The following is a 15,868-nucleotide window of genomic DNA, read 5'->3' as shown; positions in this document are numbered from 1 at the left end:
CATGACTTAACCGGAAATGGGAAGGAGGGGCAGGATGTTTCATCGGCGTCGTTCAGAACGGGGGGCCGTTTCGGTTTTTCTGATCATGATTTTTGCGGCAGTGTTCGCCTTTGTTACCATATTCATAGATTTTGCCCGCATTGCCGCTTTGCAGGCGAAAACAGAAATGCTGGCACATGCCGCATCACGATCGGTTATGTCCGCATACGATCCGGAACTTGTACAGCAATACGGCTTGTTCGCCTTTGGGGAGACGGATGCGAACTATATTATGTCCAAGGTGCTTCAAGACCAGTTTGAGCTAATGAATCGCAGCGACGATTTGCCGGTTGCCCGGGCACGTCTTGACTCATCTACTGTAGAGCTCCAGCGTCCACTCGGCACTTACGCGGTATTTGAACAGCAAATCCGGGAACAGATGAAGTACAAGGCCCCCATTGATTTTACGATTGAGGTGGTCAACCGGTTTAAACCGATGTCACAGGTCATGAAGGAGGCGTCCAACACGGTGGATCTGTTGGGCAAGTTGCAAAAGCTTTACGACCGGCGGGAGGCGAAGCTGGATGAACTGCTTCAGAAACAAAACCAGGTGGCGCATGCAGCCGGGAAAATCGTGCCGCTTATTCCACGCTCCGGAGGTTCCGGTTTTTCTGACGGAGATTCTTTTGGAGACGGAATCTCCACAGCTGCGGATGTTGCTTCACAGTACACAGATTATGCCTGGAGAGTGGAGGAGGACCGGGCCCGTGAACCTCTTGAGCGAATGTATACGCTGGAAATCAGCCGTTATCAGTATGCGGCTTCCCGCTTGTTCGGCAAACTTGAAGATGCTAACCGGAATGCGCAGGAACAACACGGTTCATTGCTTCCGCAGGCTAAGGAATTATTGAACGAAGCCAGAGAAATCAATGAGCAAATGAGACTTACCATAAAGGAAGCGGAGCAGCGTTCGGCCCAGAATGGCTACAACGAAGTATCGGCCATGAAGAGCACGGGAGGGGACGGAACGGTGACAGGCGGAGATGAAATTGCCAAGATTCGACAGCAGAGCGCCAATCTGCTTTTGCCGGAATCCTTGTTTGCGGATTTCGAAAATGATATAGACGCGCAGGCAGCTCTTTTTTCTGCTCTCTACGGTTCCGTAAATTCCTTCCTTTCCCTGGAGGGGCCGATCATTTCGGCCTCAACCTCGACCGGGGAGCTTGAGTCGGCCGTGAGCGGTATGAATCGGGAAGCGGATAAGTACATGCTCGCTTATGGCGATTCCGGTGCCGGGAACATTTTAGGGCAAAACAAAAAAGTGCTGGAAGCGCGCCGGGGTTCCGACGCGGAGCGAAAGCAGACAGAGCGCGAAGCCCAAGGCAAGCTGAAGGAAGCGAATAACTTGATCAAAGGGATTTCGGAAATAAAAGACAATTTGAAGGAACAACAGAAACAGTTTGATCAGCTGGAGTCATTTTACAAGGCTAACCGGGAAATAAATCAGAGCGGTTTGGAAGGGGAAGAAGACAAGCGCAAGGATAACGAAGATCCCTACGATACCGGAAGTGAAGCCATGGCCGGAATGGATTCTCTTTACGGAGGACTTTCGGGCTTCATGAAAGGCATGTCGGACAGCTGCTTTCAAACCGAATATATCGTGAATTATTTTCAATTTCTCGATCTCAGCACCCTGGATGAGCTTTTGGAAGGCAGCGGACCGGAAAAGTTGGATGTCTTGGCTGATTCCTTTGCGGCCGAGAAACAGGAAGTGGAGTATATTCTTTACGGATTTCATAATCCGGCCGGGAATATAGCAGCGGCTTACGGAGAGATTTTTACAATGCGCCTGGCGATTCGGACGATGGAGGGGCTCATCAAGAACGGAGCCAAGGGAAATCCGCTTCTGGTTCTGGCGGCCGCCTTACTGTACGGTGTCGAGCATGCCGTAAAGGATATGATCGAGTTGACGAAAAAAGGTTCCGTCGTACTCAGCGATTATTTGAAGGTGAAGCTTACATATCGGGATCATCTGCGTATTTTCTTGTTGCTCCATGGACGAAATGAGCGAAGACTATCTCGAATGCTGGCAGTGATCCGGATGAACACAGGGATCCAGACGGAGGAGCGGGCGACGTATTTGAAGGGTACGGTTACGGCGGGGATCCCGCTTTGGTTTATTCCCGGGGTTGCCAAGACGATGGGGGCGGCTGGTGTCCTAGAAGGCAGAGTGGAAGGAAGCAAGTATTATGCGGCTAAACAAGCGGACTTCTCCTATTGAAGGTAACGGACATAAAGGCAGTGCGTTAAAAGGCGATGGGCAGTCAGACGGTAGCATCGTGCTGGAGGCTTCCCTGGTTATGCCGGTGTTTGTAATAGTTATATTCTTCTTCATCTACATAGTCCAAATGACCTTGCTGTCCACTCAAATGCATTCTGTCGCATCCAATGCTGTCAGGCAAGTATCGGCTCATATGTACCCTGTCGCCCTGGCGGTTTCGAAGCGGACAGAAGGAGGTACAACGGGTGGCGACGGACTTTCGCCGGAAGGTAGCGGCGCTTCGGCCTCGACCTGGAGCATGCCGGAGCTCTCATTGTCGGAGTGGAGTGATCAATATGCTTCAGAACTTCCGTCCCCGTTGTCCCACTGGATTTCTTCAGCGGCCGGGAAAGGCGAAGAACCTCTGCAGGATATCAAGAACAGCATTTCGGAAAGCGTGCTGGATCCGGTGGTGAAGCCGATGATCAAGCCGTTTCTGAAAGGCACCTGGCTGAATGAGGAGCGCCTTCATGTGAGTAGGGTCACTGTTCCTGACTTGAAAAGCGGAAAAAATCCTTATTTCGGTCTCGAGCTCAGCTATGAGTTGCCGATTAAAATTCCTTTTACCGGACGGTCTATTGTACTTCAGTCAAGGGCCGAGGAAAGATTGTGGATAGGCGATACGGGAGAACTTGTGAATGGAGACCAAGGTGGAGATGAAGAAGGGACGAAAGGGCAGCCCGCCGTCATTCTTACAAAACCTGAACCAGCCTACGCCGGTCGCCGCGCCAAGATAACAGCCAAGATTGAACCGGGAACGACCGCGAAATTGACGGTGCATTACAAAAGCGGGGTCAGTCAAGCAAAGTACTTGGGTGAAGCCACGGCTAACGAAGACGGTACCATAACGTGGGAGTGGCTGGTAGGAGGGAATACGACGCCCGGAACATGGATCTTTGTCATCGAAACGGAAGAGGGGCTAAAAACAACAGCGCAATTCAACGTTGAAAGTCCGAGAGCTTCAAAATAGGCCGGCTCAGTATTGCCGGATACTCTATTGAAATGGGGAGTGTTTTTGTAGTGATGACGGGGAGTTTGCTGGGGTGCTTCATTATGTTAGGTGTTGCATTCATAACGGATATTAAATCAATGAAAATACCGAATGCGATTACAGTTAGCGGCATGGTCACGGGCATAGCCTGGCATTTTATATCCGGTGGATGGACCGGCGGGCTGTTTGCTTTGAAAGGGGCCGTTGCCGGCTTCGGGCTGATGCTGATACTTTACTTGCTTGGCGCGGTAGGCGGGGGAGACGTGAAGTTGTTCGGCGGAATTGGGGCATGGATAGGGACCTTGCTGACTTTATACGTCATGATGTATTCCATTTTAGTTGCCGGCCTGATAGGTATCGTTGTATTAATAGTGCGGCGAGAAGTGTTTTCTCGGATGAGGGGAGTGCTCGGCCAAGTGCTGGGTGCATTTATTCTGCAAAGCTGGAAGCCCGTTGTGACAGGAGCGAAAAAACAGTTGCAAATTCCGTTTATGCTCGCGGTCCTGCCGGGTGCGATTCTGGCGGTTTACTATTTTGCCTAGCGATGAGGGAGTGGCGCTACTATGTTGGAACTGGTCACCGATTTTGTCAGGAACGGCGGGACATACATGGTTATGACCGCCAAAGAGGGGCTGGATTCAAGTCATATTAACCGGGTTCAGCGGAATATGTTGAGTTCGGTAACCGTACCGAATTTATTGCGGCTTGACGTCAGAGAAGTGGATTTTGCGGTAAGCCTGCATTATGAAATAACGGGGAAACGAATGCTGTCCCAATGCCTCAAACAAGAAAAAATCGGCATGGCGGAGCTGTATAGCCTTCTGCTTCAAGTAGTGACAGCGTTGGATGAATCCAAGCAGTATTTGCTCTCTCCGGATAAATATATTATGAATGAAGATCATATTTTCGTGGAGGATGGTCTGGCTTCGGGAATTTTGCATTTTGTTTATGTTCCGATTTTGGCTCCGCTTGCGGAGGAGCCGCTGCCAAAAATGCTGCTCTCCCTGATCACCAGGATGATGACCAGCGTTACTCTTATTGAAGGGGGCGGAATTCAGCAACTGCTCCGCTTTTGTTCGGATGAGATGTTTTCCCTGGCTGAAATGAAAAAGATGCTGCTGGGCTTGCTGGTAGATGATCAGCCTGCCGGCTCCGTTGCGTCGGGTAGCAGGCCTCAGGTTACAAAGACTCCCAAATTCCAATCCTCATCGCCTTCTCCTGTCATAGTTAAAGAATATTTGCCGATATCAATGCCGGATCCGGCTGTTGCCGACACCCCGCGTTCCTTTGCTTTCGGGCATGATCAGCCAGTAAAGTCCTCGGAACCTGCAGGGGATCGAAGTGAGGAAGAAACAGTACAATCGTCTTCCAAAAGAACCTACATTTTGCTTGGGACATTGCTTGTCATCGCTGTAATTTGGAAATTTGTTTATTTGGATCATCCTTCAATGATTACTCTTTTCGTTTGTCTGGCTATGACCGTGATTCTGGCGATAATTTCCCTGTTATATTTAAGAGGTAAACTGCATTTTCCGGGAAACTCCAAACAGGTAGAAATACCATCTTATTCCGAATCGTTTTGGGGAAAGGAGCAGGAGTCCCATGCCAATGAGTGGAGATGGCAAGAAGACTCGGTGAAGAAGTTGCCCGATGACTTTGCAGACAAGAGTGATCGCCATTCTCATGCTCTCCCCAAGACGGAAGAGTGGTCCTTGAAAGCGGAGCAAGATGTAAATACCGTGCTTGCCCCACAACCGCAAACGGTGCTTCTGGGCAGGCGTGCGGTCCCTGGAACCGGCCAATCGATGCCTGCTGCCGCGACGTTTGTACTTGAGCGGATTGCTTCGGACCGGACTCCGCCCGAGTTCATACCGCTGAAGTCGGGTAGTTTTGTGATCGGACGTTCCGAGGAAATGGCGCAATATGTGGATGGTACGGCGGGAGTGTCCAGAGCCCATGTGGAATTGATGGTCCGTTCCGGGGAATGCAGCCTGAAGGACCTGGGTTCCAGGAACGGGACGAGACTGCGCGGGGAAATGATCGCCCCCTATAAAGAATATGCTCTGAATCCCGATGATGCATTCATGATTGCCGAAGGAACCTATATATTGCGGAAGAGCAGTTAACCGAGGAATTTGGATTTTCCGTAGATTATCCGGACGAAAGAGAGTATAATAGGCGAGAATTATTCTCAATTGAGAGGGATATAGCTTAGTACTCTGGCCTACATAAATAATCATCGTAACACGTCAAAAGGATGGTTTGAACTTATGACAGTCTCAACTCAGTCTACGAAATCCCATTATCGGTCCCGGCCGATAGCGGCAACCCTGATTATATTCGGCGGCGTCATTTTGCTGGTTTTCGCGATCGGGCTTTCCATTTCCGTGGGAGCGGCGGACATCAAACTGGCAACGGTATGGAATGCGTTGTTTCATTTTAACGGGGAATTGACGCAGCATCAGATCATCCTGGATTTGCGGCTCCCGCGCGCGGTTGCCGCGGCATTAATCGGAGCCGCGCTGGCGGTTGCCGGGGCCATCATGCAAGGAATGACGCGCAATCCGATGGCCGATTCCGGCCTGCTGGGCCTGAATTCCGGTGCGGGTCTCGCTTTGGCGATTTGTTTTGCGCTTTTTCCCGGAACTTCCTTTCTGATGATGATGCTCTATTCGTTTGCTGGCGCCGCGGTTGGTGCCGGTCTCGTTTTTGGAATAGGCTTCTTATCCAAGGGCGGCATGACACCTGTCCGGCTGACTTTGGCCGGAGCGGCGGTCAGTTTGCTGTTGGTGGCTATCAGCGAAGGAATCGCGATCTACTTCAAGGTAGGCCAGGATCTCGCCTTCTGGTATGCGGGCGCGGTATCCGGGACGACCTGGACTCAACTTAAATTTGTGTCTCCATGGGTGGCCGTCGGCCTGCTCGGCGCTTTGGCCCTTTCCAAATCGATCACCTTGCTCAGTCTTGGCGATGAGATTGCCACGGGCCTGGGCCAAAGAACAGGCCTAATTAAAGCGGTCAGTATGATTTTTGTCCTGATTCTTGCCGGGAGCGCGGTGTCGCTCGTCGGGGCGATCGGATTTGTCGGGCTGATGATTCCGCATGTGGCCAAATTCCTGGTTGGGGTCGATTACCGCTGGGTCATTCCGTCTTCGGCGGTACTGGGCAGTTTGCTTATGGTGTTTGCCGACATTTCGGCTCGGATGGTCAATCCGCCCCATGAAGTTCCGATCGGCGCGCTAATCGCGGTGATCGGGGTTCCGTTCTTCCTCTATCTGGCGTTAAAGCAGAAAGGAGGACTGGAATGAACGGACCTGATTACTCGGCCCATTTGCGGAAGAAAGCGGCGAGGGCTTATACCGTTATACTTTTGTTTGCCGTTTTAATTCTTATTGTCTTCATAATCAGCATGAATACGGGATACATCAGGCTATCCCCAGGCGACGTGTTTCGGACTCTCTTTGGAATGGGAACGGACAAACAGGAACTTATCTTATATCAATTCAGGCTGCCTAGGATCATTATTTCCGTATTGATCGGGATGGGCATGGCGGTATCCGGTTGTATTTTTCAAGGGATTTCCCGCAACCCGCTGGCTGATCCGGGGGTACTGGGCATCAACGCGGGCGCCGGACTAGCCGTTACGTTGTTCATTTCGTTTTATCCGACGACGGCCGCGGCACCTGTATTTTTAATGCCTTTTCTGGCACTCTTGGGTTCGAGTATTGCCGCGACCTTGATTTATGTGCTTTCTTATAAGAAACATTACGGATTGCAGCCGATTCGCATGGTACTGGTAGGTATCGCGCTGGCTGCGGGAATCAATGCCGCGATGATCATATTGCAGCTTCGATTGCGACCGGAAGACTTCCAATTGCTCCAAGTGTGGCTTGTAGGAAGCATCTGGGGGGCTTCCTGGAAATACGTATGGGCCCTGTTGCCGTGGATCGTGATTCTGCTGCCGTATGTTTTCATCCGGTCACGGGCTCTGAATGTGCTTAGTCTGGGTGACCAGACCGCAACGGGACTCGGCACGCAAATCGAGCGTTCCCGGCTTGGATTACTGGCCGCAGCCGTCGGGTTGACCGGGGCATCGGTCGCTATCGGGGGAGGCATTTCGTTTGTCGGCCTGATCGCGCCGCATTTGGCAAGACGTTTGGTAGGGCCGAAGCACGAATACCTGATTCCGGCTTCTGCGCTTGCCGGAGGTCTTCTGGTCATCGTCGGCGATACGCTGGGCAGATGGGTTCTGCAGCCGGCCGAGATTCCGACGGGTATCGTGGTTGCTATCATCGGGGCACCGTACTTCCTGTATTTGCTCACAAAGTCGAGAATCTAGCATCAATAATCAAACAGCATCGAATCAGAGGTAGGACCTGTTCTGATCGATGCTGTTTTGATTTCGGGGTTATTTCTTTGATTTCAATTCCGTCATAGCTTCCTCCAGTCCGGGGTAAGCGAAAGTAAAGCCGGCTTGGAGCGCTGCTTCGGGGACTACCTTTTGCCCTTCCAACAGCAATGAAGACATTTCTCCGAGCAAAAGCTTTAAAATAGATCCCGGCAAAGGGATCCGGTCCGGTCGACGATAGACACGGGCGATACAAGAGCCGAATTGTTGATTGGAAACAGGGTAGGGACTGACCGCATTCACCGGACCGGAAATGCCGGAATGTTGAATGCAAAAGTCTATTAACCGGACCAGATCATTAAGATGGATCCAGGGCACCCATTGTCGTCCGCTGCCGATCCTCCCGCCGACTCCGAGAAGAAAGGGGAGACGCATCAGCGGGAAAGCCCCTCCTCCGTTTCCGAGGACGACGCCGGTCCGCAGCTTTACGAGTCGCCGCCCCGCGAACCCCTCATCGGCGGCTGCTTCCCACTGCTCCGTCACCCCGGAGAGAAAGTCGTTGTGCTCCGGCTCGCGTTGTGATTTTTCAGTAAATTCATGCATAAGGGAGGTCCCGTAAATTCCCACGGCGGATGCTTGCAAGATGACATCAGGTCCGGGAGTGATTGCCTTGCTCAGCCGTGCCACCTCACGGGTTGTATGTAGCCGGGATTCCAGGATGTTTTGTTTGGCCCGGCGGCTCCAGCGCTGACTCAGAGTCGCTCCGGCGAGATTCACAAAGGCATTCGCACCCTCAAGCGGAGTTGGATCTTCCCCAAGCTCGTCCCAAGTCCGATAGGCCGGCGCAGGAGCGCTCCCGGCTGCTCCCGCAGCAGCCTTGTCTTTGTTTCTGGAAACGATGATTACCTCATGGCCTTCCTTCATCCAATATCCCGTCAGGGCCTGCCCGATAAACCCGGTTCCTCCGAAAATGACATACTTCATCCGGCATGCCTCCCTTGTTCGTTAAATCCGCACGCATCGTTTTCCCTTATTTCCCTATAGAAACAAAAAACATCCGAAACCTTGGATTGTCAGGGCCGGATGTCGCTTTGCACCGCGCTATTTGTTCATTAAGTGCCGGTAAGGCTGATAATCGATCTGGTTCTTCTCAAGAAAATGGATCAGGAACTTATTGTCCCTTTTAGGGGTAGCCGATATATACCCTTTAATGCAATGATCCCTAGTCACCTCGGAAGCCTTCTCTTCAAGGGCAATTTTGCCGATTTCGGCGGCAATCGAGTGTTTGGCGATATCGCGAAACGGTCCGGGCACCGGCTGCACCAGCATATTCAAAAAAGCTTTGGCATCATCGCTCCATAAATGCCGGCTGGCTTCGACCCAGTGATTTTGCCAGTCCAGTTTGGACTTGCCGTCCGCCTTGGGCAGCACTTTTAAAAATTTCCTGAACATAAAGAACCCGCCGATGACCATCATGCCAAGCAGCAGAAATCCCCAGAAAACGATACTGTTTAAAAATAAGTTGCTGGGTCCCCCGGAAGACAACGGGAGCAGCAAAGCTTTGTTCAGCATGGAGTTCACACCTCAAAACTTTATTGGATTATGTGACATTTTTAATTGATAAGAATTATATCGTATTTTCGGTTTTATTTCGAGCCTTCCGTTGAATCTTGCATCCTATTTACGAGAAAGCTATGAATGTCCCAATCTCTACGGCGCGGCTAGCTTTATTTCGGCTTTCAAGATAAAATAGGGTTGTTTAGCGATTTACTGTCCAAAAGGGGGAAAAGAAAATGCTTAAAATAGGCTCCCATGTCTCGTTTTCCGACAAAGGGCTGTTAAGCGCAACTTCGGAGGCCGCTTCCTACGGCTCCAGCTCGTTTATGATATATACCGGTGCACCGCAGAATACGCGGCGTAAACCGATCGAATCGATGAACATCGAAGAGGGAAAAGCGGCGATGGCCGCAGCGGGAATCGACGAAATCGTCGTTCATGCTCCATACATCATTAACCTCGGATCTTACAAATCGAATACGTACCAGCTTGCGGTTGATTTTTTGCAGGAGGAAATCCGGCGGACCCATGCGATCGGCGTACGCAATATCGTGCTGCATCCGGGGGCTTTTACCGATAAGGATGCGGAATACGGCGTTGCACGGATTGCGGAAGGCCTGAACGAGGTGCTGAACGGCACAAATGAAACGGACGTTAACATCGCCCTTGAAACCATGGCCGGAAAAGGGACGGAAGTCGGGCGCAGCTTCGAAGAAATCGCGGCGATCATCGATAAAGTGCAGCACAATGAGCGCTTGACGATTTGCATGGACACCTGCCACATTCACGATGCCGGCTACGATATCGTGAACGATCTCGACGGCGTGCTCCGCCAGTTTGACGATCTCATCGGACTAAACCGGCTTGCGGTCGTTCATATCAATGACAGCAAAAACCCGATCGGAGCCCATAAAGACCGCCACACTCCAATCGGTACCGGGTGGATCGGCTTCGAAGCGATCAACCGGGTCGTTCACCATGAGGCGCTGCAAGGGCGACCTTTCATTCTCGAGACGCCTTGGGTAGGTAAAGATGCCAAAACCCAGCGCCCGATGTACGAAATGGAAATCGCCTTGCTCCGCGGAGAACTTGCTGCGCGGTTTGGAGAAAACGTGCTGACTGAGGTAGAGCAGCTCGGAGCCTTTTTTGCCGGACAAGATATCCATCCGCGGGCTTTTGTTCTGGATACCTGGAACCTGCTCAAGAATGACGCCAAGGCGAAAAAAGCGGATCCGCGCGAGCCGATGGAACGATTGTATGACCTCGTAACCGCAGCGAATTTGTTCCCGGATTATACCGAGGAGCAGGTCAATCAGCGCCTGCTGGCCTGGCTGTCCACGGGGCATTAATTTATACAAAGATACACAGGGGGATTAGGAGAACGATGGAAACTCATGTCAAGACAGGTGCACGCCCTGTCAAACCTTATGAAAACAACCGGGCCCGGATGTTGATTTCCTGTCCGGACGGCCCGGGCATCGTAGCCGCGGTTTCGCATTTTCTGCACCAGCACGGTGCGAATATCGTCCAATCGGATCAGTATACGATGGATCCGGAGGGCGGCATGTTCTTCATGCGCGTAGAATTTGATCTGGAGCAGCTCGAAGACCGGGTGGGCGGTCTGAAGGACGACTTTAAGTCGATCGCGGACAAGTTCGAAATGCAGTGGAATTTGTATCAGCTCAGTAAGAAAAAGAAACTGGCCATCTTCGTATCCAAAGAAGACCACTGCCTGGTTGAGCTTTTGTGGCAATGGCAGGCCGGGGACCTGGACGCTGAAATTTCCATGGTCGTCAGCAACCATCCCGATATGAAGGAGTATGTGGAATCCTTCGGCATTCCTTACTATCATATCCCGGTTACGCCGGAGACGAAGGCGGAAGCCGAGCAGAAGCAGCTTGACATCGTCAACGGGAAGGTCGATTTGATCGTGCTGGCAAGATACATGCAAATCGTATCTCCGGCGCTGATTCAGCCGTACCGGAACCGGATCATCAACATTCACCATTCCTTCCTGCCGGCTTTTGTTGGCGGCAAACCGTATGCCCAGGCCTACGACCGTGGCGTGAAAATCATCGGCGCAACCGCCCACTACGTTACGGAGGAACTTGATGGAGGACCGATCATTGAGCAGGACGTTCAGCGGGTAAGCCACCGCGACAACGTCAGCGAACTGAAACGGATCGGCCGGACCATCGAGCGGGTTGTTCTGGCGAGAGCTGTTAAATGGCATATTGAGGACCGGATTCTCGTTCATCAGAACAAAACCGTTGTATTTAACTGAAAATTCATGATCCAGATCTTTCAACCGCGCGGCAGACAGCAGTTCATATGCCGCGCGGTTTTTGTTTTCGGGTAACTTTTTTATCCCGGTTACCGTTAATGTTATGAAGGGATTTAGGTAAATACATATCAGGAGAGGGGAACGTTCTGTGCTTTTTTCAATAAAACGATGCTCAGCCATTGTACTGTTCGTCCTTGCGGTCATGATCGGGATGGGTACTTGGGTTCCGCAGTCCGCCTATGCGGCTGGACCGTCGATCAGCATTCAAAGCGACATCGGCTTTGGCGGCTATGTGAAATCGAACGAATGGAGCCCGGTGACCATTACGCTTACCAGCGACGCGGATGTGTCCGGGGAGTTGGTGGTCCAGGCCGAGGAACCTTATAGCGGTACCAGCGTATCCCATGTTAAAAAAGTGGATTTACCGGCCGGCACGACGAAGGCCATTACGTTCGGGATTTTGGGCAACAGTTTTAACAATAAGAACAATGAAATCCGTTTTTACGAAGGCTCGGCAGAATCGGGAAAATATATCCCTTTTTCCTCCGGCAAACCTTATCTGCAGAGCTCCGACTCTTCAAGAACTTTGATTGGCGTTTTGGCGGCCGATCCGGACAGCATGAATTTTTTGGCGGCCACGAACGGAACGGGGAACAATGCGATTATCATTCCGTTAAAAGGCGAGGAAATCCCCGAAGACGGGGTATTGCTTTCCACCCTCGATATACTCGTTCTAAACAATTACCCGACAGACACCCTGGCAGACAAGCAAATTAAAGCCGTCCGCTCTTGGGTAAACCTGGGGGGGACGCTAGTGCTTGGCGGGGGTCAAGGTTACGCGAAAACGGCCCAAGGCTTCGAGGATCTGTCGCCTGTGGAGTTCAAAGGCGGAGCGGATGCCAGTTCCTTACCGGAACTCGTACAAGTTGGAGGCAAGCCGCTCACTTTAAGCGAATCCTTTCCATTATCTTCTGCGGTAGTAAAGGACGGCGCCCGGCCGGAAATTTCGTCCGGCAATCTACCCCTATTTGCTTCCTGGACTGCCGGGAAAGGCAGAGTGATTTACGCCGCCTATGATATGGCGATGGAGCCGCTTCATGGTTGGGGCGGACATGCCGAGGTATGGAACACGGTACTGAGAGAAGAAATTTCGGAGAATTCGGCTACGATGGGAGGCTGGGTCTCCAGAGGCAATTTCATGTCGAGCGTGAGTTATTTGCTGGACCTGTTTCCGTCTTTGACGCTGCCGCCGTTTTCCCTGCTGCTTTGGTTGTTGCTGGGATATGCGATCCTTGTAGCTCCCGTTTTATATTACGTGCTTAAGAAATTCGACAAGAGGGAATGGGCCTGGGGGCTTATTCCGCTCATTGCGGTCATTGCCAGCGTCGGCATTTATTTTGCCGGCACATCCGGCAAATCAAGCGTGCGCATGCATACGCTCAACATTGTGGAACTGGACGGACGAGGACAAGCCATACAATCTACGGCTACCGCCTTGTTTGTGCCTCGCGGCGGCACCTATCATATGTCGTTCCCGGCCGGCACCTACGTTTCCGTTACGCGCGAAGGCGGGCTATTGGGAGGCGGGCAATCCGGGGGTTCCAACCGGCAGTTAATCCGGGTAAACCCGGAGGGGACGGATGTCAAGCTGAGAGACATGACGCACCGCTCGATCGCCAAGTTGTGGTTGAGCAAACCGGAACCGATCAAATCCGGAGCGATGAAGATCGATGTCTCCTACGATGCCAAAGGAAATCTGCAGGGGACGGTTACGAACGGGACCAACGGCGAGTTGAGCGATGGCGCTTTACTGGTCGGCGGAAAGGTGTATCGGTTCGGAGAGCTTCCGCAAGGTAAATCGGTCCAGGTTCCCGTTTCCACTTCTTCCGCCGCATATCAAGATTACGGTTCCGTTTTGTTCCCCCAAACCGCGGGCGGAAGCGACGATTATTTGCTCGAACGTCAACGCGGAATGATCAATCAATATATGGTTCAGGGTTTAACCTCCGACAACCCCGTATTTATAGCCTGGAATAAGGCGGAACTGAATGATTATAAAGTCAACGGTAAAGTAGTCGCCTCCGAGCAGTTGAACATGTTCGTGCAGTCTTTTGCGCCAAGCTTCACCCATAATGGGGAAATGACGATTCCGTTTGGTCTGATCGGAGCAAGGATCACCGAAACGACTTCCAAAGAATGGAGTGTCGATGGAGCGGGACGGGTCAATTTGTCACCGGGAGAAGCGACAGTGGAGTACGAGTTGCCGAAAAACGAGGATATTCAGTATTCTCAGTTGGAACTCCGTTGGACATATCAGGGACAGCAAACTACCGTCATGATATGGAACCAGGAAAGCGGGACTTGGGAGGATCTGGGTCCGTTCAACAAGTTTCAGGCCAAGTTTACGACAACCGCAAATTCCTATTTAATGAACGGATACCTGAAAATCAAAATCACGGCCGGAGAGTGGGATTCCTTCGATCTCCCCGAAATCGCTTTGAAAGGAAGGACCGGCAAATGATCGAAATTCAAAATTTGACGAAGACTTACGGCGGGTTTGATGCCTTGAAAAATGTCAATCTGTCGATTTCTAAAGGAACGGTGTTTGGCTTCGTGGGCCCGAACGGGGCGGGGAAGACAACCACGATGTCCATTTTGGCCACCTTGCTCGCTCCTACCTCGGGAAGTGCCAAGGTCGGGGGATTCGAAGTGACGGAACAACCGCATGAGGTACGCAAAAGAATCGGCTACATGCCGGACTTCTTCGGGGTATACGATCAGTTCAAGACGACGGAATACCTGCATTTCTATGGCGCAAGCTATGGGATTCCCCGGGCGGAGCGGGACCAATTGATCCCGCAATTGCTGGAGCTCGTCAATTTAAGCGACAAAAAGGATGCCTATGTGGACAGCTTGTCGCGCGGGATGAAGCAGCGCTTGTGCCTGGCCCGTTGTCTCGTTCATGATCCCGATGTGCTCATTTTGGATGAGCCGGCTTCGGGATTGGATCCCCGCGCCCGGATCGAAATGCGGGAAATCTTGAAGGAATTGAAGCTGATGGGCAAAACGATCATCATTTCTTCGCATATTTTACCGGAGCTTGCGGAAATGGTGGATGAGATCGGCGTAATCGAGCACGGAGTCATGGTCGCCCAGGGCAAAGTGAGCGATATACAGAACCGGTTGAGGGTGAAAAGAGTGCTGCATATCCGCGTGCTGGACCGGTCCGAAGAGCTTGCGGAGCGGCTTCGGGACGAGGCGCATGTCAGTCAGGTGTTCCATGACGAGACCGGCGTGCACGTTCATTTCGGCGGCGGAGATGCAGAGCAGTCGCAATTGCTTGGCGGCATGATTTCGGCCGGGTATCAGGTCGTATCTTTTCATGAGGCGCAAAGCAATCTGGAGGACGTGTTCCTTGAGATCACGAAAGGGGGAGCAGACCATGAACAACTGGCGTAAAGTGCTCATTAATCCCGTGCTCGGCAAGGAAATTACCCTACGGATGCGAACTCCCAAATCTGCTTTTTCTATATTTGCTTACGTGCTGGTTATGGGGCTCCTTGCAATGGGCATTATTTTCGTGATGACATCCAGCGGGGGGATTCAAGGCGGCAGAGTCGATTCCGGAGTGAGCAGGATGATGTTTTACGCGCTGAGCATCGCGCAGCTAGTATTGATTGCGTTCATGACTCCGGCGCTAACGGCCGGGGTGATCAGCGGAGAACGGGAAAAACAAACCTTGAACATGCTGCTGACGACGCAGCAAAGCTCGGCTACGATTGTTTTAAGCAAGCTGGTATCTTCGTTGAGCTTCATGACGCTGATCATCCTCTCAACTTTGCCGGTGTATAGCATCGTATTTTTATATGGCGGAGTATCGCCGAGCCAACTGGTCTCCGTATTTCTGTTCTATCTGTTTGTAATGCTGCTGCTCGGGTCGATCGGCGTCTTTTTCTCGACGCTGTTAAAGAGAACGATCTTGTCGGTGATCATGACCTACGGCGTGGGCCTTGTGATCTTCCTGGTGACCGGGTTGGCCTATCTGTTTGCGATGAGTATAGACCGAGCGAGTTATTACAATTCCGGCGCACCTTTGCGGGCCTATTCATGGGTGGGTTACCTGCTTGGACTTAACCCGGCCGGGGCGCTGATCAGCATTTTCGAACCGTCGTTTTCGGAATCGGCGTTTATGGTACAGCGGAGCAACCTCCAGTCCTCGGCGCCTATAGAATTGTGGCAGGAATTTATTATTGTTTACAGTTTGTTGATCCTGTTATTTTTGTGGATCGCCATCCGCCGCATTCGGCCGGTGAGAGGGAAGAAGCAAAAGCAACAAAAGAATGTTCAGGTGCAGCCGGTAGATCCGGGCGAGGGAACCTGACCTTGTTA

13 protein-coding genes are annotated in these 15,868 nt (G+C 51.8%); 11 read left to right on the top strand and 2 right to left on the bottom strand.

What is annotated here, in order from left to right:
* Positions 1-34: 34 nt before the first annotated feature.
* The 6 genes from ACLB09_RS11875 to ACLB09_RS11850 all read left to right on the top strand — a co-directional run bounded on the left by ACLB09_RS11875 (position 35) and on the right by ACLB09_RS11850 (position 7,629).
* Complete coding sequence (locus tag ACLB09_RS11875; protein ID WP_410770020.1) at positions 35-2,260, top strand: TadE/TadG family type IV pilus assembly protein; 2,226 nt, start codon at positions 35-37, stop codon at positions 2,258-2,260.
* Entirely contained in the window at positions 2,229-3,269 is a 1,041-nt protein-coding gene (locus ACLB09_RS11870; RefSeq protein WP_410770019.1) for a pilus assembly protein, read from the top strand. The genes ACLB09_RS11875 and ACLB09_RS11870 overlap by 32 nt, the downstream gene beginning before the upstream one ends.
* 32 nt (positions 3,270-3,301) lie before the next feature.
* Positions 3,302-3,832 carry an A24 family peptidase gene (locus tag ACLB09_RS11865; RefSeq protein ID WP_410770018.1) on the top strand — a complete coding sequence of 177 codons (531 nt, stop codon included), beginning with the start codon at positions 3,302-3,304 and terminating at the stop codon, positions 3,830-3,832.
* A gap of 21 nt (positions 3,833-3,853) precedes the next feature.
* The gene (locus ACLB09_RS11860; protein ID WP_410770017.1) at positions 3,854-5,416 is read left to right on the top strand and encodes a DUF6382 domain-containing protein; all 1,563 of its coding nucleotides are present in this window, start codon (positions 3,854-3,856) and stop codon (positions 5,414-5,416) included.
* Positions 5,417-5,560: 144 nt separating this feature from the next.
* The gene (locus ACLB09_RS11855) at positions 5,561-6,598 is read left to right on the top strand and encodes a FecCD family ABC transporter permease (RefSeq protein ID WP_410770016.1); all 1,038 of its coding nucleotides are present in this window, start codon (positions 5,561-5,563) and stop codon (positions 6,596-6,598) included.
* Positions 6,595-7,629 (top strand): FecCD family ABC transporter permease, encoded by a 1,035-nt coding sequence (locus ACLB09_RS11850; RefSeq protein WP_410770015.1) that lies wholly within the window; start codon positions 6,595-6,597, stop codon positions 7,627-7,629. Before ACLB09_RS11855 ends, ACLB09_RS11850 begins: the two co-directional genes overlap by 4 nt.
* A 69-nt stretch (positions 7,630-7,698) precedes the next feature.
* On the opposite strand, the gene ACLB09_RS11845 is transcribed toward ACLB09_RS11850, so the two are convergent.
* Positions 7,699-8,622, bottom strand: a complete 924-nt coding sequence (locus ACLB09_RS11845; RefSeq protein ID WP_410770014.1) for a TIGR01777 family oxidoreductase — start codon at positions 8,620-8,622, stop codon at positions 7,699-7,701.
* A 117-nt stretch (positions 8,623-8,739) separates the two neighbouring features.
* Entirely contained in the window at positions 8,740-9,210 is a 471-nt protein-coding gene (locus ACLB09_RS11840; RefSeq protein WP_410770013.1) for a DUF2621 domain-containing protein, read from the bottom strand.
* 221 nt (positions 9,211-9,431) lie between these two features.
* On the opposite strand from ACLB09_RS11840, the gene ACLB09_RS11835 reads away from it, so the two are divergent.
* The 5 genes from ACLB09_RS11835 to ACLB09_RS11815 all read left to right on the top strand — a co-directional run bounded on the left by ACLB09_RS11835 (position 9,432) and on the right by ACLB09_RS11815 (position 15,860).
* Complete coding sequence (locus ACLB09_RS11835; RefSeq protein WP_410770012.1) at positions 9,432-10,544, top strand: deoxyribonuclease IV; 1,113 nt, start codon at positions 9,432-9,434, stop codon at positions 10,542-10,544.
* A 35-nt stretch (positions 10,545-10,579) separates the two neighbouring features.
* A complete protein-coding gene (gene purU, locus ACLB09_RS11830) occupies positions 10,580-11,479 on the top strand; it encodes a formyltetrahydrofolate deformylase (RefSeq protein ID WP_410770011.1) in 900 nt (299 codons plus the stop codon).
* Between the two features lie 148 nt (positions 11,480-11,627).
* On the top strand, positions 11,628-14,000 hold the full coding sequence (locus ACLB09_RS11825) for a DUF7408 domain-containing protein (protein WP_410770010.1): 2,373 nt from the start codon (positions 11,628-11,630) through the stop codon (positions 13,998-14,000).
* On the top strand, positions 13,997-14,938 hold the full coding sequence (locus tag ACLB09_RS11820) for an ABC transporter ATP-binding protein (RefSeq protein ID WP_410770009.1): 942 nt from the start codon (positions 13,997-13,999) through the stop codon (positions 14,936-14,938). Before ACLB09_RS11825 ends, ACLB09_RS11820 begins: the two co-directional genes overlap by 4 nt.
* Entirely contained in the window at positions 14,922-15,860 is a 939-nt protein-coding gene (locus ACLB09_RS11815) for an ABC transporter permease (RefSeq protein WP_410770008.1), read from the top strand. Before ACLB09_RS11820 ends, ACLB09_RS11815 begins: the two co-directional genes overlap by 17 nt.
* The last annotated feature ends 8 nt before the right edge of the window (positions 15,861-15,868 follow it).

Source organism: Fontibacillus forbon, assembly GCF_046559655.1.
GTDB lineage: Bacteria > Bacillota > Bacilli > Paenibacillales > Paenibacillaceae > Fontibacillus.
Note: the sequence above shows the minus strand (reverse complement) of the source record. Positions and strands in the feature narration are given on the sequence as shown.

What these genes read in the sequence shown, in the direction of transcription:
- ACLB09_RS11820 (WP_410770009.1), top strand. Translation starts at nt 13,997, where the DNA reads ATGATCGAAATTCAAAATTTGACGAAGACTTACGGCGGGTTTGATGCC.
- ACLB09_RS11875 (WP_410770020.1), top strand. Translation starts at nt 35, where the DNA reads ATGTTTCATCGGCGTCGTTCAGAACGGGGGGCCGTTTCGGTTTTTCTG.
- ACLB09_RS11845 (WP_410770014.1), bottom strand. Translation starts at nt 8,622, where the DNA reads ATGAAGTATGTCATTTTCGGAGGAACCGGGTTTATCGGGCAGGCCCTG.
- ACLB09_RS11855 (WP_410770016.1), top strand. Translation starts at nt 5,561, where the DNA reads ATGACAGTCTCAACTCAGTCTACGAAATCCCATTATCGGTCCCGGCCG.
- ACLB09_RS11835 (WP_410770012.1), top strand. Translation starts at nt 9,432, where the DNA reads ATGCTTAAAATAGGCTCCCATGTCTCGTTTTCCGACAAAGGGCTGTTA.
- purU (WP_410770011.1), top strand. Translation starts at nt 10,580, where the DNA reads ATGGAAACTCATGTCAAGACAGGTGCACGCCCTGTCAAACCTTATGAA.
- ACLB09_RS11815 (WP_410770008.1), top strand. Translation starts at nt 14,922, where the DNA reads ATGAACAACTGGCGTAAAGTGCTCATTAATCCCGTGCTCGGCAAGGAA.
- ACLB09_RS11840 (WP_410770013.1), bottom strand. Translation starts at nt 9,210, where the DNA reads ATGCTGAACAAAGCTTTGCTGCTCCCGTTGTCTTCCGGGGGACCCAGC.
- ACLB09_RS11860 (WP_410770017.1), top strand. Translation starts at nt 3,854, where the DNA reads ATGTTGGAACTGGTCACCGATTTTGTCAGGAACGGCGGGACATACATG.
- ACLB09_RS11865 (WP_410770018.1), top strand. Translation starts at nt 3,302, where the DNA reads ATGGGGAGTGTTTTTGTAGTGATGACGGGGAGTTTGCTGGGGTGCTTC.
- ACLB09_RS11870 (WP_410770019.1), top strand. Translation starts at nt 2,229, where the DNA reads ATGCGGCTAAACAAGCGGACTTCTCCTATTGAAGGTAACGGACATAAA.
- ACLB09_RS11850 (WP_410770015.1), top strand. Translation starts at nt 6,595, where the DNA reads ATGAACGGACCTGATTACTCGGCCCATTTGCGGAAGAAAGCGGCGAGG.